Raw genomic sequence first — 17,505 nt, 5'->3', positions numbered from 1 at the left:
CCCTGGGCGCTGACCTCGAAGCGGTTGGCCCCGCCGTTGCCGCGCACGGTGTGCGCCCCGCCCCCGGTTCCTTCGACGCGGACGTTCTCGACCGCATAGACGCCGACCGCCGTGCCGCCGACCGTCGCGGTTCCCGCCGCCAGGTCCGTCGTGCTCGACGCCCCGCGCAGCACGGCGGTGTCCACGCCCGCGCCGCCCGCGATCAGCGACCCGGCCGCGTTGCCGCCGCCGGTGAAGATCAGGGTGTCGTCCCCGTCCTCGCCGTACAGGGCATCCCCCGCATCGCCGTTGATGGTGTCGTTGTCGGCCCCGCCGTACAGCTGGTCGGTCCCCGCGCCGCCGGTGATCGTGTCAGACCCGGCGCCGCCGTAGATGGTGTCGTTGCCGGCCGCGCCGTCCAGGGTGTCATTGCCCGCGCCGCCCTCGATCAGGTCGTGGAAAGCGGTGCCGACGATGGTGTCCGCATTGGCCGTACCGGCGAAATACTGGCCGCCGCCGGCGCCCACGATCAGGACCGCATCGTCAAAGCGCAGACGCTCGACATTGGTCAGGGTGTCCGTCCCGTCCGGACCGGTGACCGTGGTCGTGGCGCCGTTGGTGACGACCGTATAGGCCGACACCGGACCGGCGAAGACCGCCGTGTCCATGCCCGCGCCGCCGTTGATCGTGTCATTGCCCAGACCGCCGGTGATGACGTCATCGCCGTCGCCGCCGTTGATCGCGTCCACGCCGTTGGTGCCCACCAGCACATCGGCATTGGGCGTTCCGTTGATCGTGTTGACGATCGGCGCGCCGGTCATGTCGAAATAGCCGTCGGCGAACTGCAGACGCTCGACGTTGGTCAGGGTGTCCGTACCGTCCGGTCCCGTGATCGTCGTCACGCCATTGGCGGTGCTGAGGGTGTAGGCCGAACGGTTGCCCGAGAAGACGGCCGTATCGGATCCCGCGCCGCCGTCGATGGCGTCATTGCCCGCGCCACCGGTGATGACGTCGTCGCCGTCGCCGCCGGTGATCGTGTCATTGCCCGCCGCGCCGTTGATCGTGTCGACGCCCGCGCCGCCGTTGATCTGGTCGTTGAAGGCCGTGCCGTTCAGGGTGTCGGCGTTGGCCGTGCCGGTGAACAGCTGGCCGCCGCCCGCGCCGACGATCAGGGTGCCGTCCGAGAAGCGCATGTACTCGACGCCGGTCAGGGAGTCCGTGCCGTCCGGACCGGTGACGGTGGTCACGCCGCCGCTGGTCGAGACCGTGGACTGGGCCATCGTGCCGCTGAACACGGCCGTATCCAGCCCATCGCCGCCGTTGATCGTGTCATTGCCGGTCAGGCCGTTGATGACATCGTCGCCGCCAAGGCCGTTGATGACATCATCCCCGGTCGTCCCGGTCAGCGTGTCCGCGTTCGGGGTGCCGTCAATCGCGCCCGAGCCCACCGGGTTGCCGGCGATGTCGAACAGGCCGTTCGCGAACTGCAGCCGCTCCACATTGCTCAGGGTGTCCGTACCGTCCGGTCCGGTGACCGTGGTCACGCCGTTGGAGGTGCTGATGGTGTAGGCTGAGCGGTTGCCCGAGAAGACAGCCGTATCAACACCGGCGCCGCCATCCAGCACATCATTGCCGCCGCCGCCGTTGAGGGTGTCATTGTCGGCGCCGCCGTTCAGCGTGTCCTTGCCCGAGCCGCCGGTCAGGATGTCGTTGCCCGCGTCCCCGTTCAGCGTCGAGCCCGTCTCGATGATCTCCTGGACCGGCTGTCCCGGCATCGACACATGCAGGGTGTAGGACTGGTTGGCGCCGATCGGGCCCGAAACAAATCCGCCGCTGGCGGGGTTCGACGACCAGCGCGCCACCTCGATGTAGTAGGTACCCGGCGTGGTCAGGTTGAAGATCAACCGCGATTCCGTGGTGTCGTTGCCGTCCGGCGTCGCGGCGTCGTCGTTGTTCGCGAGTTCCACCCCCGTGGCGTCGAAGAGTCGCAGGGTCGAGTCAAAGCTCGCATTGTCGATGTCGATGTTGATCTGGCCGGCGGCGTTGATCGTGATCGCATAGTACTCGATGCCGTTGTGACTCTTCGCCACCACCGTCGAGTGCGGAATGGTCGTCGAGTTCTGGATGTTCGGGTTGTTCTGCAGGTCGAAGGTGCCGTTCAGCGACACGGCGGTGTGACGCGAGCCGTTGATCGTCTCGGCCGCCTTGATCACGTCCGGGGCGCCGCCCGCCTGACCGGGGGCGCCGCCGAACAGCTGGTCGTCCCCGGCGCCGCCGGAGATCACATCCACGCCGCCGTTGCCGCGAATGACGTTGGCGTTGGCGTCACCGGTGAGGGTGTCGTTGTGGGTCGTGCCGTTGATGTTCTCGACGCCGGTCAGGGTATCCGTGCCCGCGGCGCCCGAGGCGGTTCCCGCTGCGAGATTGACCGTGACCGCGGCCCCCGCGCCCGAATAGTCCGCCGTATCGATGCCGGCGCCGCCGTTCAGGGTATCGTTGCCGAGGCCGCCGACCAGCACGTCGTCGCCGTCGCCGCCGCTCAGGATGTCATTGCCCGAACCGCCGTCCAGGTAGTCGTTGCCCGCCAGACCGTTGATGGTGTCGTTGCCGGCCAGCCCGCCGAGGGTGTCGCCCAGGGCCGAACCGTTGATCGTCTCGCTGGTCATGTCGCCGGCCGCGACCATGCCGCCGGTCGGCGCCGCCGCGATCGTCTGGTCGGAGAACTGCAGGAACTCGACGTTGGTGACGGTGACCGCCGGCTGTCCCGCTGTCGTGATGGTCCCGATCTGCCCGTTCCAGGTGATGGTGTAGGCCGAGCGGGGGCCGGAGAAGACCACCGTGTCCGTGCCCAGGCCGCCGTCGATGACGTCGGCGCCGCCGTTGCCGCGAATGATGTTGTCGGCCGAGTTGCCGCGGATCTGGTCCGCCCCCGTGCCGCCGATCACATTCTCGATCACCGCGCCGACGGCGATCGAGACGTTGCCGACCATCCCGCCGACGTTGGAGAAGGCGCCCTGACGCAGGTCGATGACCTGGGCCATGCTGTAGCCGGAGAAGTCAAAGGTATCGACGCCGCCGGCGTCCCACACGGCGAACACCATGCGGCTGGAGGCGCTGGTCGCCGAGAACCACGGCAGGCCGGCGTTGGAGTTGAAGCCGTAGACCGTGTCGCCGGTGCGGGTCGTCGTGTTCGCGCCGTAGAGGCGCTGGGCCGCGGCGATATCGTCGATCAGCGGCGCGGAGGCATAGTAGGTCGTGCCGGCGCCGTTCACGCGGAAATCAGCGCCGGTCATCCGCTCGCTGAAATAGCTCATCACCGTGTACTGGCGAGAGTCCTCGTAATAGGTCGCATGGGCCTCATAGGTGATGTTCTGGCCTTCGCTCGCGTTATAGACCGCCGGGTGGCTAAGGCCGATCGCGTGCCCGATCTCGTGCAGCAGGGTCTGGGTGCCATAGCCGTAGAGCACCGGGTTCGCGTTGTAGCTCAGGGAGTTGTTGACCCAGACGTCGCCCTGGCTGGAGGTGGCGGCGGTGTTCCCCGGCAGCCCCCCGGGCAGATAGGCGAAGGCGGCGGCGCCGGACTGGCCGCTCGCATAGTTGCCGAACAGGATGGTGGCGTTGTTCGAATATTCGCCGCTATCGCTCACCCGCACGAAGGTGATGTTGGCCACGTCCGACCAGGCCGCGAGGGACTGCAGGGTCGCGGCGATCTGCTGGGCGCTGAAGGTGCTGAAATCGCTTGTTCCCGCGGGCATGGCGGCGACCGACAGGCGGAAGGCGAAGGTCACCGTCGCCGCCTGACCGAGGCCGTTCGCCCAGCTGGTGTTGTTGCGGGTGATCTGCGTTCCCGCGTCACCCGGCGACAGGGAAGGCTTGTCGTTCGGGCTGGGGCCGCCCCGGTCGTCGCCGTTGAGGATGGCGCCCAGGCCGCCGTCGCCCGAGTCCGTCGGGCCGTGGAAGCGGGCGCAGCATCCGCAAATCTGATAGCTGGCGATGGCGCCGAACGCATCGTTGGCGACAGGCTCCGCTCCCTCGACGAAGCGACCGCCCTCCCCGACCGAGATCGCGTCAGAGTCGGCTGCGGTGAACAGACCGGTGCGGCTGGCGGTGAAGGTATCGAACATCTGGCATCCCCGATTGCGTTTGACGCGACCCTAGCGCGCGAAATGCAATCGACAAGCGTAACCATGCTACTGGATCGTCACAAAAGCTCCCTTGTCCAGAATACAGCCCCTGCGATAGGACCATCCAGTCGGCGCCGCTGAGGCTCGTCACGTGGATTCGAAGGCCCGTCCCCCTGCGGCCAGAACGTGACGCCGGCACTGGAGACCGAATGAAAAAGACGGCGCTGATCACCGGGGTCACCGGACAGGATGGCTCGTATCTGGCCGAGTTCCTGCTTGAAAAGGGCTATGAGGTCCACGGCATCAAGCGCCGGTCGTCGCTGTTCAACACCGACCGCGTGGATCACATCTACCAGGATCTGCATGACGCGGATGTCCGGTTCAAGATGCATTTCGGCGACCTGACCGACACCTCCAACCTGGTGCGGATCATCCAGGAGGTTCAGCCGGACGAGATCTACAACCTCGGTGCCCAGAGCCACGTGGCCGTCAGCTTCGAGACCCCCGAATACACCGCCGACGTGGATGCGCTGGGCACCCTGCGCCTGCTGGAGGCGATCCGCCTGCTGGGTCTGGAGAAGAAGACCAAATTCTATCAGGCCTCGACGTCGGAGCTGTACGGGCTGGTGCAGGAGCCGATCCAGTCCGAGACCACCCCCTTCTACCCGCGCAGCCCCTATGCCGTGTCGAAGATGTTCGCCTACTGGATGTGCGTGAACTACCGCGAGGCCTACGGAATCTTCGCCTGCAACGGCATCCTGTTCAATCACGAAAGCGAGCGGCGCGGGGAGACCTTCGTCACCCGCAAGATCACCCGCGGCCTGGGCGAGATCGCGCAAGGGCTCAGCGACTGCCTCTACCTCGGCAACATGGACGCCCTGCGCGACTGGGGCCACGCCAAGGACTATGTCCGCATGCAGTGGATGATGCTGCAGCAGGACACGCCTGACGACTACGTCATCGCCACCGGCAAGCAGTACAGCGTGCGACAATTCGTCGAGGTCTCGGCCGCCCGCATCGGCGTGACCCTGCGCTGGGAAGGCACGGGCGTGGAGGAGGTCGGGATCGTGGCCGCTGTCGATCAGGCCCATGCCGTGACCCGCTGCCCGGCCATCAAGGAAGGCCAGACCATCGTCCGCGTGGACCCGCGCTATTTCCGTCCGACCGAGGTGGAGACCCTGCTGGGCGATCCGTCCAAGGCCAAGGCCCAGCTGGGCTGGGAGCCGGAGATCACCTTCGAGGAGATGGTGGACGAGATGATGGAGGCTGACCTGCTGGCGGCTCGCAAGGCGGTTCTGCTCAAGAACGCCGACTGGAGCTGATCGCCGTGGGCCCGTTCGTTCGTCTCGACCGCACCGCGCACCGGCGCGAAGACAATCGCGGCTGGCTGGAAGTCCTCTACGAGAGCGACGCCATGGTGCTGAAGCGGTCCTTCTCGAAGCAGGGCGTGTTCCGCGGCCTGCACGTCCAGCGCGCGCCCTCGCCCCAGACCAAGGTCATTCGCGTGGTGGAGGGCCGGATCGTGGACGTCATCGTCGATCTGGACGACCCCGCCCGCGAGCTGAAGACCACCACCCTGACGCCGCAGGACGGCTGGGTGCGGATCGACGCCCAATACGCCCATGGCTTCTATGCGCTGGAAGACACCCTCTTTGAGTATGTCTGCGACGGCGGATACGATGAGGCGTCGGAGCTGGCGTTCTCGATCGCCGACCGCCTGCCGGGCCTGCTGGCCGTGGAGACGGTGATCCTGTCGGACAAGGACCGCGCGGCGCCGCCCCTGCCGGCGGCTGGAGCAGAGTGATGACCAAGCTTTCCCTGATCACCGCCAGCTACAACAGCGCCCGCACCATCGCCGACACCCTGCGATCGGTGAACGCCCAGACGTATCCGGACTTCGAATATCTGGTCGTCGACGGCGGCTCGAAGGACGAGACGATGGAGATCGTCGCCCGCGAGGGCCAGCGCGTCACCTCGGCCGTGTCCGAGCCCGACAAGGGCATCTACGACGCCTACAACAAGGGCCTGTCGCGAGCGACCGGCGAAGTCATCGGCTTCATCAACTCGGACGATTATTACTGCACGCCGGACGCTCTTTCGGAGGTCATGGCGGCGTTCGAGGCGGACCCGGACCTGGAGGCCGTGCACGGCGATCTGGTCTATGTCGATCCGGTCGACACCTCGAAGATCGAGCGCCACTGGAAGTCGCGACCGGCCACGGTCGAGAACCTGCGCCGCGGCTTCATCCCGGCCCACCCGACCCTGTTCCTGCGCCGCAGCGTCTACGACAAGGTCGGCGGCTTCGACACGACCTACCGGCTGGCGGCCGACTACGACTTCATGCTGCGCACCTTCTATGTGGCGCGGGTGAAGTCGCTCTACATCCCCAGCATCTGGGTGCGGATGCGCTCGGGCGGCGCGACCGGCGGCAACGCCTCCAGCATCATTCGCCAGAACGACGAGATCCGCGCCAGTCAGCAGGCCCACGGCCTGAACTATCCCAAGGCCCTGTTCTTCGCCCACAAGGTGCTGGACCGCTCGGTGCAGCGCGCCCGCGCGCCGTTCGTGAAGGCGCCGGATATCGCGGGAGCGGGCGGCAAATGATCGACGGCAAGCGCGTCCTCGCCATCGTTCCGGCGCGCGCGGGCTCCAAGGGCCTGCCGGGCAAGAATGTGCGGATGCTGGCGGGCAAGCCCCTGCTGGCCTGGCCCATCGCGGCCGCGCGCGCCTCGGCCCATGTGGACCGGGTGATCATCTCGACCGACAGCCGCGAGTTCGCCGACATCGCCGTCGAGCACGGCGCCGAAGCCCCCTTCCTGCGCCCCGCGGAACTGGCCAGCGACAGCGCGCCTTCGATCGGCTTCATCCTGCATGCGGTCGACATGCTGGCGGCTGACGGCGACCTCTTTGACTATGTCGTTCTGCTGGAGCCGACATCGCCGCTGACCGAGGGGTCTGACGTGGACGCGGCGCTGAAACAGCTGACCGACGCCGACGGACGCGCCGACTCCATTGTCGGCGTCGCGCTGATGGAAACCACCCATCCGGCCTATGCCGTGCGGATGGCAGAGGACGGCGCCATTGATGCGCTGCAACCGGGCGGTTTCGCCGCCATGCCCCGCCGTCAGGACCTGGAGCCCGTCTTCAGCCTGGACGGCAGCCTCTACATTTCCACAGTCGAGGCGCTGCGTCGGGAGCAGGGCTTCTGCCACAACCGAACCCTCGGCTATCGCACCGCACGCCATAAAAGCTATGAGGTGGACGATCTGGTCGATTTCATCTGCATCGAAGCGATCGCCGAAAACCTGCCTACCCTTCAGGATTAAGGCCGGACCTCCCCGTCCGGCACGAGATTGATTATGCGCAAGTGCACCAAATGCCTGGTCCCCGAGACCGTCGACACCATCACCTTCGACGATGAGGGCGTCTGCTCGGTCTGCCGTCAGATCGAGGCCAAGAAGGACAAGATCGACTGGGAAGATCGTCAGCGGCAGCTCGACGAGATCGTGGCCGAGTACAAGGGCAAGGACATCTACGACTGCATCGTCCCCTATTCGGGCGGCAAGGACTCGGTCTTCCAGCTCTGGTACATCGTCAAGACGCTGAAAATGAAGCCGCTCGTGGTGCGCTACAACCACTGGGGCTATCGGCCGAAGGTCGAGGAAAACAACACCTCGGTGTTCAAGCAGCTGGGCGTTGACGTGGTGGAATTCACGCCGAACTTCCACGTCGTGCGCGAACTGATGCTGGAGAGCTTCAAGCGTCGCGGCGACTTCTGCTGGCACTGCCACACCGGGATCTACTCCGGCGTGATGCACATGGCCGTGCGCTTCAACATCCCCCTGCTGTTCTGGGGCGAGACCTCCGCCGAGTACCACAGCTGGTACACCTTCGAGGAAATGGAGGAGGTCGACGAGAAGCGCTTCAATCGCCTGATGAACCAGGGGATCACCGCTGACGACATGTACGAGTTCCTGCAGGGACGCGTCGAACGCCGCGACCTGTGGATGTTCGACTATCCCAAGCGCAAGGACCTGATGAAGCTGAAGGTCCGCTCCATCTGTCTGGGCAACTACATCGAGTGGGACACCCGGGCCAATGTCGAGCTGATCAAGCGCGAACTGGGCTGGGAAGGTCAGCCGGTCGAGGGCGTGCCGCCCGAGTACGACTATGAGAAGATCGAGTGCACCTTCCAGGGCATGCGCGACTGGTCGAAATTCGTGAAGCGCGGCTACGGGCGGGCGAACCACCTGCTGTCCATCGACATCCGCAACGGTCGCAAGACCCGCGAAGAGGCGGTGGAGATCGAGGCGAAATACGACGGCAAGCGCCCGGCCTCGATGGACTGGTTCCTCGAACACCTGCAGATCACCGATGACGAGTTCTACGACATCCTGGCGCCGCACCAGGTTCACCCGTGGAAGTTCGACCGCAAGAACCTGGAGACCGGCGAAGTCATGCCCGACTTCGACAAATGGGACCGGACTGACCTGAGCGACATCAAGGTCGGACCGCCGAAGACCGCCGCCGAGTAAGGGAGCAGGCCGCATGACCATCGCCATCATCGACTACGGCATGGGCAATGTGCGCTCGCTGATGAACGCGTTCGAGTACCTCGGCGAGGACGCGGTCGTGACGGCGGATTTCGACGAACTGGAAGAGGCGGATCGGCTGGTCCTGCCCGGCGTGGGCGCCTTCGGCGACGCCATGGCGGCCATCGACGCCAAGAACCTGCAGCCCGTCCTGCACCGGCTGGCGCTGGATCTGAAGAAGCCGGTGCTGGGCGTTTGTCTCGGCATGCAGTTGTTCGCGCGCAAGAGCTTCGAGCACGGCGAGCACGACGGTCTGGGCTGGCTGGACGCCGAGATCCGGCCGCTCCAGGTCGAGGCGCCGGCCAAGGTTCCGCACGTCGGCTGGAACGCCGTCTCCTTCGCCCCCGATGAGTGGCTGTTCAAGGGCCTGCCCTCGGGCGAGAGCGACTATTATTTCGTCCACTCCTTCCACATGGTCTGCAACGATCCGGCCGATCGGGTCGGCGTCACGGATCACGGCGGGGTCGTGACCGCGGCGGTGCGGCGTGGCAATCTGACGGCGACCCAATTCCATCCCGAGAAGAGCCAGGACAACGGCCTGCAGCTGCTGCAGAACTGGCTGGCGCACGAGTTCTGATGCTCAAGAAACGGATCATCCCTAAATTCCTGATCCGGAACGGGCGTCTGGTGAAGATGCGCCGCTTCCACGACGATCAGCGTGAGGCTGGCAATCCGGTCTCGACCGCCAAGGTCTATGACTCCTACGGCGTGGACGAGCTGATCTTCGTCGATGTGGACGCCACCAATGAGGGGCGGGTCGTCACCGGCGACATTATCGAACGGGTGGCCGAGGAAGTCTTCGTGCCCCTGACGGTCGGCGGCGGCGTGACCACGCTGGAGCAGATCGAAAGCCTGCTGAAGAGCGGCGCCGACAAGGTCAGCATCAACACCGCCGCCATCGAGGATCCGGACTTCATCACCCGCGCCGCCTCCCGCTTCGGCGACCAGTGCATCGTCGTCTCGATCGACTACCAGGCTGACGAGCTGGGCCGGAAGACGGTGCGCGGGCGAGGCGGCTCCACACAGACGGGCTACGACCCGGTCGAGTTCGCCCTGCGCATGCAGGATCTCCACGCCGGCGAAATTCTGATGACCTCGATCGACCGGGACGGGATGATGAACGGCTACGATCTGGACATGATCGCGGCCCTTTCGGACAGGCTCGACATTCCGTTGATCGCCTCGTCCGGCGCCGGAAGTCTGGATGACTGCATCCAGGCGCTGGACGCGGGGGCGTCGGCGATCACCATCTCGTCGATGTTCATCTTCACGGACCACAGCCCGATCAAGGTGCGGACCTACCTCAGCACCAACGGGGTGAACGTCCGCAGCCAGAAGGGCAGCCGATCGTGAGCGGCCTTCTGTCCCTCACCCCCTCGCAGCTGCTCTCCGATCCGGCGGGCAGCGCGATGGTCGTCATGGACAGCGTCGCCCGCAACGTCGCCGCCGAGGGCTGGTTCTACGGCCAGTTCGCCGCCGCCATCCTTCTGGGCCTGACGATCGACCTCGTGCGCCGGCGCGATCTGGTCGCGCGCTACTGGACCCGGTCCGTGCGCGTCGATGGCGTCTACGCCATCCTGGAGTTCCTGCACCTGATCCAGTTCGCGGTCATTCTTCCGGTCGGCCTGTTCTTCACCCGCGCTCTTCAGGCGTGGGCGCCGTGGCTGGAGGTGAAGGCGCTGGCCGATCTGCCGATCTGGGCCCAGCTGGCCATTCTGTTCGTGGTCACCGACTTCTGCGTCTACTGGTGGCACCGCCTGCAGCACGAGAGCCGCATCGTCTGGCAGTTCCACAAGACCCACCACTCCCAGATCAATCTGAACGTCATGACCACCTTCCGGGCGACGGTGATCGACCGGATCGTGGCGCTGGCGGTGATGGCTGTCCCCGCCGCCGTCATGCAGGTTGATGCGGCCATGCCGGTGGCCATCGCGGCCGTGCTCCAGTTCCATCAGTTGATCATCCACTCCGACAGCGGCTGGTCGTTCGGCCCTCTCGACCGGGTGTTCGTCTCCCCCAGCTTCCACGAGGTGCACCACTCCTCGCTGGAGCCGCACCTCGACAAGAACTACGGCGGCGTGCTGTCGATCTGGGACCAGCTGTTCGGCACCTGGGTCGCGCGTGGCGATGCGCCGCTGGTCTATGGTCTGGTCGGCGAGCGTCTTCCGGAGTCGTGGCTTTCACAGCAGATCGTGCCCGGGGTCGGGCTCTGGCGCCTGTTCCGGGAACGCTCAGCGCTCCCTGCGCCCTCCGGGGATATCGCCACATGAGCCTGAAACTCCGCGCCAGCCTCGACGCCCGTGGCCTGGCCGCCTATGCGTCGGCACAGCTGAACGCCCACTTCCCGGACGCCGATGTGGTCGAGGCCGACGACCTGATGGACGCCGTGACCGTCGCCCTGACCCGGCTGCAGCACTGCTTCAGCCACGTCGACAACAGGTATTTCTTCGACGGCGAGCAGGTGGTGTTCAACCACCTCCACGGCGACCAGTACGCGATGTGGCTGTACCTGCTGTCCAACGAACTGTTCCGGCAGGGCGGGCCGGCCTCGACCTGCTCCAAGCTGTTCCTGCTGAACAAGGCGCTGCACGGACTGGACGCCTTCTACGAGGTCGAGCTGCCGTCGATCTTCCTGTTCGTTCATCCGCTCGGGACCGTGCTGGGCCGGGGGCGGTACAGCGACTTCTTCATCGCCTACCAGCGCTGCGGCGTGGGCTCGAACCACGACATCTATCCGACGTTCGGTCGCCATGTGACGCTGCGTCCGGGCAGCGCCGTCCTGGGCCGCTGCAGCATCGGGGACAACTGCCAGATCGCCACGGAATCGCTGGTGCTGGACCGCGACCTGCCGGACAACACCCTGTATATCGGTAGCCCCAAGACCGCGACCCTACGACGTCAGGACGGCCCGCTGCCGATCTGGCGCGCCAACGGAGCCTGAGACCATGCCTGACGACATCAAGATCCCTTCGAACACCGAGGCGGATTTTGCAGCCCTGCGGGCGCGTCTTCACAAGGCGATCCCGGGCGGGGCGCATACCTATTCCCGTGGCGACGACCAGTTCCCGACCAATGCGCCGCCGGTGCTGGCGCGCGGTAAGGGCGCCTATGTCTGGGACACCCACGGCGCCAAATATCTGGACTACGGCATGGCCCTGCGCGCCATCTCGATCGGCTATGCCGATGACCGGGTGAACGCCGCCGCGATCCGGCAGATCGAGAACGGCGTCAACCTGACCCGCGCCTCGGCCATCGAGCTCGAAGCCGCCGAGATGATCTGCGACATCATCCCGTCCGCCGAGATGGTGAAGTTCGCCAAGAACGGCTCCAACGCCACCACCGCCGCGGTGAAGATCGCCCGCGCCTATACCGGCCGGCGCTATGTCTGCATTCCGCGCCAGCACCCCTTCTTCTCGTTCGACGACTGGTTCATCGGCTCGACCAACGTCAAGCGCGGCACCCTGCCCGACCATGCCGCCAGCACCCTGCTGTTCGACTACAACGACATCGGCTCGCTGAAGGCGCATTTCGACGCCCATCCGGGTGAGATCGCGGCGGTCATGCTGGAGCCGGCGACCCATCTGATCCCGTGCGGCCCGAACGGTGAGCCGGGGCTCGCGCCGGGTCCGGATCCCGATCACGCCGGTCACGCCGGAAACTTCCTGCACCAGGTCAAGGCGCTGGCGCACGCCAACGGCGCCCTGTTCATCCTCGACGAGATGATCACCGGCTTCCGCTGGCACCTGAAGGGCGCCGCCCATCTGTTCGGCGTCGAGCCGGACATCGCCACCTTCGGCAAGGCCATGGCCAACGGCTTCGCCCTGGCCGCCGTGGTCGGCAAGCGCGAGTACATGCAGGTCGGCTCGACCGACCGTCCGGGCATGGAGCGGACCTTCCTGCTGTCCACCACCCACGGCGGCGAGATGCCGGCGCTGGGCGCCTTCGTCGAGGCGACCCGCATCAATATCGAGGAAGACGTGCCGCGCGGCCTGTGGGCCTACGGCGCGGCGCTGAGGGCCGGCTTCGCCGACGTGGCGGCCTCGAACGGTCTGGCGGACACGTTCGTGACCGACGGGCCCGAAATCCTGATGAACTACATCACGCGCGATGCGAACGGCGAGCCGTCGATGGCCCTGCGCACCCTGCTGTCGCAGGAGATGATCAAGCGCGGCGTGCTGATGCCCTGGCTCGGCACCTGCCAGGCGCATGGCCCGGAGGAACTGCAGATCACGCTCGACGCGCTGGACGGCGCGCTGAAGGTCTATGCCGCCGCGCTGCAGGAGGGCGTCGAGAAGTTCAAGGACGACCACGTCATCAAACCCGTCTTCCGGTCGCATAACTGATGGCGGACTTATCGCGACTGGACGGTCAGGTCGCCCTCGTCACCGGCGGCGCGGGCATCCTCGGCCGTCATTTCTGCAAGGGACTGGCGGATGCGGGCGCGGCGGTGGCCGTGGTCGATCTGTTCGGCGACGCCGCGAACGAGGCCGCGGCGGAGCTCGGCGGCGAGGCCGCGGGCTTCGAGTGCGACGTGTCTGACGCCGCATCGGTGAAGGCCTGCGTCGAGGCCGTCATGGCCCGCTACGGTCGCATCGACATCCTGATCAACAACGCCGCCACCAAGACCGCCGACGTGCGCGCCTGCATGGCGCCGTTCGAGGAGTATTCGATCGACACCTGGCGGGAGATCATGTCGGTCAACATCGACGGCATGTTCCTGATGGCGCAAGCCGTCGGGAAGACGATGCTGGCCGGCGGGGTGAAGGGCCGGATCGTCCAGACCGCCTCCATCTACGGCGTGGTCGGCCCAGACAACCGCATCTATGAGGGCTCGAACTATCTCGGCGGGCCGATCAACACCCCGGCGGTGTATTCGGCGTCCAAGGCCGGGGTGGTCGGCTTCACCAAATGGCTGGCGACCTACTGGGCCGACAAGGGCATCCGCGTGAACTGCATCGTGCCCGGCGGCGTCTCCAGCGGGCAGAACAGCACCTTCAGCGACCTGTACTCCGCCCGCGTTCCGCTGGGCCGGATGGCGCGAGCGGATGAGATGGTGCCGCCGCTGCTGTTCCTCGCCAGCGAGGCGTCGAGCTATGTCACGGGCCATGTGCTGATGGTCGACGGCGGGTGGACGGCCTGGTGATGGAGCCCTCCCGGCGAGGCGGCCTCTATCTGGTGGCCGTCAAGCTTCTGGACGTGGCGGCGCGGGCGGGCTTCGTCCTCGTCGCGACCTACGCCTTGCCGATCGCGCAGGCGGGCCAGTTCGGCCTGCTGACGACCCTCGTCGCCCTGTTCGCCTTCGGCTTCAATTTCGAACGCCACATCGACATCCAGCGCCGTACGGCGGGACAGCCGTATGAGGTGTTTGATCGCTACGTCTCGTCCGCGACCGGCTTCTTCGCCTTCAACTGGGCCCTGATGACCCCGCTGTTCCTCGGCGCGGTCATCCTGATGGCGGACATCAGCCCGCAGATGGCGGCCCTCGCGGCGGTCATCGTGATCGGCGAACACATCTCGAACCAGGCCTACTATTTCGCCTTGATCTCCCCGCGCTACGCCCCCCTGTTGCTGGTGGTGACGATCAAGAACATCGGGCTGGCCGCCGTCGTTCTGTATCAGGCCCTGCTGGCCGACAGCCCGCTGCGACTGGACTTCGTCCTGACCCTGTGGGCGGCGGGCGCGGCGCTCTGCACCGCCGCGCTGGTCGTCATGTGGCTGCGGATCCGCACCGCCACGCCGCGCGAAAAGCCTTTCCATTTCGGCGTCGATATCCTGGGCCAGCACAAGGCCTCCGCCGTCCATTTCCTGCTGGGCCTGATCGCCCTGCTGGTGCTGCAGTATGACCGGCTGGCGGTCGGCGCCTTGATGTCGATGGATCAGGTCGGGGTCTATTTCCGCCACGCGGCGCTGGCCTCGCTCGCCTATCAGGCCTTCAGCGTCATCTCGTTCAACCGCATCATCCCGACCGTCTTCGCGGCGGCCCGACAGGACAGCGTCGCCGCCCTCCGCGGCCGCGTGCTGCGTGAGTATCTGCTGACCCTGATCGGGGCGCCGGTGCTGTTCGCCCTCCTGTGGGGCGCCGACGTCTTGACCGGCGGTGTCTACAGCGAGCGCTTCCACCTGAGCATCCTCCTGATCGGCGTGATGCTGGTCGGGTTCATGCTGCGCGCCGCGGCCGACTTCCACGGGCTGGTGCTGAACGCCCGGCATCTGGAGAATGCGGTCCTGCGCCAGCAGGCCATCGCCTTCGCCATCGGCGCGGTGCTGCTGGCGGTCCTGACCTGGCGGTTCGGCCTGTTCGGCGCCGCATCGGCGACCGTGGCGACGGCGGGCCTGTATCTGATCCTGATCGCGACCCGGGTATCCCGCCTGATCCGCAGCGAGGCGACGGCATGAGAGCCCTGATCACCGGAAGTCGCGGCTTCGTCGGCGCCGCCCTGATGCAGCGCCTGATCGATCAGGGGCACGAGGTGTCCGGCTTCAGCCGCGCGGGCGGCGACCGGACCCTGACCGGCGACCTGCTGGACCCCGCCTCGATCCGAGCCGCCATCGACGCCTTCCAGCCGGACATGATCTACAACCTGGCCGCCGAGACCGACCTGAAGGGCGCCCCGCGCAACGGCTATGCCGCAAACACCACCGGGGTCAGCAATCTGCTCGAGGCCGTGCGGGCGTCACCGTCGGTGCAGCGGGTGGTGTGGATGTCCTCGCAACTGGTCAACCGACCCGGTCGCGCCGTGACCTCGGACACCGATTTCGACCCGGAAGGCGGCTACGGCGCCAGCAAGGCCGAGGGCGAACGCCTCGTGCGCGAAGCCGACGGCGGCGGCAAGACCTGGGTCATCGTGCGCTCGACCACCATCTGGGGCCCGGGCATGAGCGAGCACTACCTTGGCGTGGTGCGCCTGATCCGGCGCGGCCTGTATTTCCATGTCGGCCGCGCGCCGCGCATGAAATCCTACTCCTACATCGACACCTTGGCCGCGCAGCTGGAGGCGCTCGGAACCACGGCGCAGGCCAATATCGCCGGGCGGGTCATGTATCTGGCGGACAGCCCCCCGATCGACCTGCGCCTCTGGTCCGACGCCTTCGCCGCCCGCTTCGGTCGCCGCATCCACACCCTGCCGGAGCCGGTCGCGCGCATGCTCGGGATGGCGGGAGACCTGATGACCGCTGTCGGCCTGCGTTCGCCCCTGACCTCGCGGCGGCTGGACAACATGATGACCGACTACCTGTACGACACGGCGCCGATCGAGGCCGTCGCCGGTCCCCCGACGATCTCCATGCAGGAAGGCGTGCGCCGCACCGCCGACTGGCTGATCGCGCGTGACGCCTCCGTGGAAACCTCATCCTGATGACCGGCACGGCCCTGATCTATTCCATCCATCGGATGGAGCACTGGTGGCGCTGCATCGGCGATCATCTGGGTTATGACCGCGCCGTCGTGCTGACCGACCGACGCGGGGCCGGGGACCGCTGGGTCACGGACGACTTCTACGCCGCCTGTGACCCCATTCGCGCGGGCAAGGCGACCGCCCCCCTGCTGCTCGACGCCGCCGAGGTCGCCGACGTCATCGCCCGCTGCCGGGTGCTGCGCTGGCTGCCATTGCAGCAGGCGACGGCCATGGCGCAGGCCATGACGCTAGCGATGGACAAGGTGCTGGACGAGGTCGCGCCGTCCGTGGTCACCGGCTTCCCGATCGACAGCTATGTCTCCGACGTCCTGGCGCGACGCGCGCGGGCGCGCGGCATTCCCTATTACGAAGTCACCGCCAGCGCCCTGCCGGGCATGTGCATGCTGATGCATCGCGGCAAGCTGATCACCAGCGACGCCCCGGTCGAGGCCGCCGCCGTCGAGGCCCGTATCGCCGAGATCGCCGCGCCGGTCTTCACCCCGACCTATGTGCAGAATCAGGCCCCGTTCACCCGCACCCGGTTCCTGAAGACCTTCTGGCGTTTCCGCCTGCGCGGCTGGGTGTTCCAGGCTCTGTCGCTGCTGAAGCGCGATCCGTTGAACCTGCATTATCTCGACGCCCAGTCGATGCTGGGACACAAGCCGCAGCTGCGCGACCTGGGCGTCATCAGGATGGTCGAGCATGACTGGCTGGACCGGGTTGAGGCCTTCCCGCGCGAACAGCGCGTGCTGTTCGGCCTGCAACTGCTGCCGGAAGCTGCCATCGACTACTGGGTCGATGATCTGGCCATGGTCCGTCACGAGGACATGCTGGTCGAGGCCGCCGGCCATCTCAGCGCCGCGGGCTATCTGGTGGTGGTCAAGGATCATCCGCTGCAGTTCGGCTTCCGCCAGACGGCGCTGCTGGAGCGGCTGAAGGCCATCCCGAACGTTGTCATCGTGCCCTACGAGGTCAGCGGCAACCAGATGCTGGCCCTGTGCGGCGCCAGTCTGACGGCGACCGGCACCCTGGGCCTGCAGGCGGGCTTGCTGGGTCTGCAATCGGTGACGGCGGAGGCCTATTACGTCCCGCGCGAGGACGACTTCATCATCCTCCGACACTGGAGCGAACTGCCCGGTCTGCCGGAGCGCCTGCGCGACACTGCCGCCCCCGTCGACCTTCACGCCCGCCAGTCGCGGATCGTCAGCCATCTGTTGCAAGGCAGCTTCCACGCCGACTTCTTCTCGTTCCAGACCTTCGATCCGGCCAGCCCGGACGAGGCGACCGCCGAGTTGGGCCGTCGTCTGGGAGACCGCCTGCGCCAGCTGGGGCCGGACGGTGAGAACTGGCACGGCAGGCGGATGCTCCCCGGCGGCGGCGGCCATCCCGGCTCGCCGCTGAATTGAACCACTGGAC

Annotated in this window: 15 protein-coding genes; 14 read left to right on the top strand and 1 reads right to left on the bottom strand. The window is 66.7% G+C overall.

The genetic code is table 11. The annotated features are described in order from the left end of the window. Positions 1–4,103 (bottom strand): M10 family metallopeptidase C-terminal domain-containing protein (locus ACFQQC_RS06485; RefSeq protein WP_376860809.1); only part of this gene is annotated, 4,103 nt, incomplete at its 3' end. Positions 4,104–4,312: 209 nt separating this feature from the next. Here ACFQQC_RS06485 and gmd point away from each other — a divergent pair. Genes gmd through ACFQQC_RS06415 form a run of 14 tightly spaced genes read left to right on the top strand, consistent with a single transcriptional unit; the run spans position 4,313 to position 17,495 of the window. Next, on the top strand, positions 4,313–5,425 hold the full coding sequence (gene gmd, locus ACFQQC_RS06480; protein WP_376860807.1) for a GDP-mannose 4,6-dehydratase: 1,113 nt from the start codon (positions 4,313–4,315) through the stop codon (positions 5,423–5,425). Between the two features lie 5 nt (positions 5,426–5,430). Beyond that, positions 5,431–5,907, top strand: a complete 477-nt coding sequence (locus ACFQQC_RS06475) for a dTDP-4-dehydrorhamnose 3,5-epimerase family protein (protein WP_376860805.1) — start codon at positions 5,431–5,433, stop codon at positions 5,905–5,907. Beyond that, entirely contained in the window at positions 5,907–6,707 is an 801-nt protein-coding gene (locus ACFQQC_RS06470; RefSeq protein ID WP_376860803.1) for a glycosyltransferase family 2 protein, read from the top strand. Before ACFQQC_RS06475 ends, ACFQQC_RS06470 begins: the two co-directional genes overlap by 1 nt. Beyond that, entirely contained in the window at positions 6,704–7,429 is a 726-nt protein-coding gene (locus tag ACFQQC_RS06465) for a cytidylyltransferase domain-containing protein (RefSeq protein WP_376860802.1), read from the top strand. The genes ACFQQC_RS06470 and ACFQQC_RS06465 overlap by 4 nt, the downstream gene beginning before the upstream one ends. Positions 7,430–7,462: 33 nt before the next feature. Further along, positions 7,463–8,638, top strand: coding sequence for an N-acetyl sugar amidotransferase (locus ACFQQC_RS06460; protein WP_376860801.1), 1,176 nt, complete (start codon positions 7,463–7,465; stop codon positions 8,636–8,638). Between the two features lie 13 nt (positions 8,639–8,651). Beyond that, positions 8,652–9,272, top strand: a complete 621-nt coding sequence (gene hisH, locus ACFQQC_RS06455; RefSeq protein ID WP_376860799.1) for an imidazole glycerol phosphate synthase subunit HisH — start codon at positions 8,652–8,654, stop codon at positions 9,270–9,272. Next, positions 9,272–10,048 carry an imidazole glycerol phosphate synthase subunit HisF gene (gene hisF / locus ACFQQC_RS06450; RefSeq protein WP_376860797.1) on the top strand — a complete coding sequence of 259 codons (777 nt, stop codon included), beginning with the start codon at positions 9,272–9,274 and terminating at the stop codon, positions 10,046–10,048. The genes hisH and hisF overlap by 1 nt, the downstream gene beginning before the upstream one ends. Further along, positions 10,045–10,965, top strand: coding sequence for a sterol desaturase family protein (locus ACFQQC_RS06445; protein WP_376860795.1), 921 nt, complete (start codon positions 10,045–10,047; stop codon positions 10,963–10,965). Before hisF ends, ACFQQC_RS06445 begins: the two co-directional genes overlap by 4 nt. Then, complete coding sequence (locus tag ACFQQC_RS06440; protein WP_376860794.1) at positions 10,962–11,636, top strand: hypothetical protein; 675 nt, start codon at positions 10,962–10,964, stop codon at positions 11,634–11,636. The genes ACFQQC_RS06445 and ACFQQC_RS06440 overlap by 4 nt, the downstream gene beginning before the upstream one ends. Before the next feature lie 4 nt (positions 11,637–11,640). Beyond that, a complete protein-coding gene (locus tag ACFQQC_RS06435) occupies positions 11,641–13,038 on the top strand; it encodes a glutamate-1-semialdehyde 2,1-aminomutase (RefSeq protein ID WP_376860792.1) in 1,398 nt (465 codons plus the stop codon). Further along, positions 13,038–13,838, top strand: a complete 801-nt coding sequence (locus ACFQQC_RS06430) for an SDR family oxidoreductase (protein WP_376860790.1) — start codon at positions 13,038–13,040, stop codon at positions 13,836–13,838. The genes ACFQQC_RS06435 and ACFQQC_RS06430 overlap by 1 nt, the downstream gene beginning before the upstream one ends. Continuing rightward, positions 13,835–15,091, top strand: coding sequence for a lipopolysaccharide biosynthesis protein (locus tag ACFQQC_RS06425; protein WP_376860788.1), 1,257 nt, complete (start codon positions 13,835–13,837; stop codon positions 15,089–15,091). The genes ACFQQC_RS06430 and ACFQQC_RS06425 overlap by 4 nt, the downstream gene beginning before the upstream one ends. Continuing rightward, complete coding sequence (locus ACFQQC_RS06420) at positions 15,088–16,050, top strand: NAD-dependent epimerase/dehydratase family protein (protein ID WP_376860786.1); 963 nt, start codon at positions 15,088–15,090, stop codon at positions 16,048–16,050. Before ACFQQC_RS06425 ends, ACFQQC_RS06420 begins: the two co-directional genes overlap by 4 nt. Next, on the top strand, positions 16,050–17,495 hold the full coding sequence (locus tag ACFQQC_RS06415; protein ID WP_376860784.1) for a hypothetical protein: 1,446 nt from the start codon (positions 16,050–16,052) through the stop codon (positions 17,493–17,495). Before ACFQQC_RS06420 ends, ACFQQC_RS06415 begins: the two co-directional genes overlap by 1 nt. The last annotated feature ends 10 nt before the right edge of the window (positions 17,496–17,505 follow it).

Source organism: Brevundimonas sp. GCM10030266 (genome assembly GCF_042666595.1).
Lineage (GTDB): Bacteria > Pseudomonadota > Alphaproteobacteria > Caulobacterales > Caulobacteraceae > Brevundimonas.
This window is presented reverse-complemented; position numbering and strand designations above follow the sequence as displayed.

Bases quoted from the DNA above. Each gene is read 5' to 3' on its own strand.
- gmd (WP_376860807.1), top strand. From the start codon at position 4,313: ATGAAAAAGACGGCGCTGATCACCGGGGTCACCGGACAGGATGGCTCG.
- ACFQQC_RS06470 (WP_376860803.1), top strand. From the start codon at position 5,907: ATGACCAAGCTTTCCCTGATCACCGCCAGCTACAACAGCGCCCGCACC.
- ACFQQC_RS06465 (WP_376860802.1), top strand. From the start codon at position 6,704: ATGATCGACGGCAAGCGCGTCCTCGCCATCGTTCCGGCGCGCGCGGGC.
- ACFQQC_RS06460 (WP_376860801.1), top strand. From the start codon at position 7,463: ATGCGCAAGTGCACCAAATGCCTGGTCCCCGAGACCGTCGACACCATC.
- hisH (WP_376860799.1), top strand. From the start codon at position 8,652: ATGACCATCGCCATCATCGACTACGGCATGGGCAATGTGCGCTCGCTG.
- hisF (WP_376860797.1), top strand. From the start codon at position 9,272: ATGCTCAAGAAACGGATCATCCCTAAATTCCTGATCCGGAACGGGCGT.
- ACFQQC_RS06440 (WP_376860794.1), top strand. From the start codon at position 10,962: ATGAGCCTGAAACTCCGCGCCAGCCTCGACGCCCGTGGCCTGGCCGCC.
- ACFQQC_RS06435 (WP_376860792.1), top strand. From the start codon at position 11,641: ATGCCTGACGACATCAAGATCCCTTCGAACACCGAGGCGGATTTTGCA.
- ACFQQC_RS06430 (WP_376860790.1), top strand. From the start codon at position 13,038: ATGGCGGACTTATCGCGACTGGACGGTCAGGTCGCCCTCGTCACCGGC.
- ACFQQC_RS06420 (WP_376860786.1), top strand. From the start codon at position 15,088: ATGAGAGCCCTGATCACCGGAAGTCGCGGCTTCGTCGGCGCCGCCCTG.
- ACFQQC_RS06415 (WP_376860784.1), top strand. From the start codon at position 16,050: ATGACCGGCACGGCCCTGATCTATTCCATCCATCGGATGGAGCACTGG.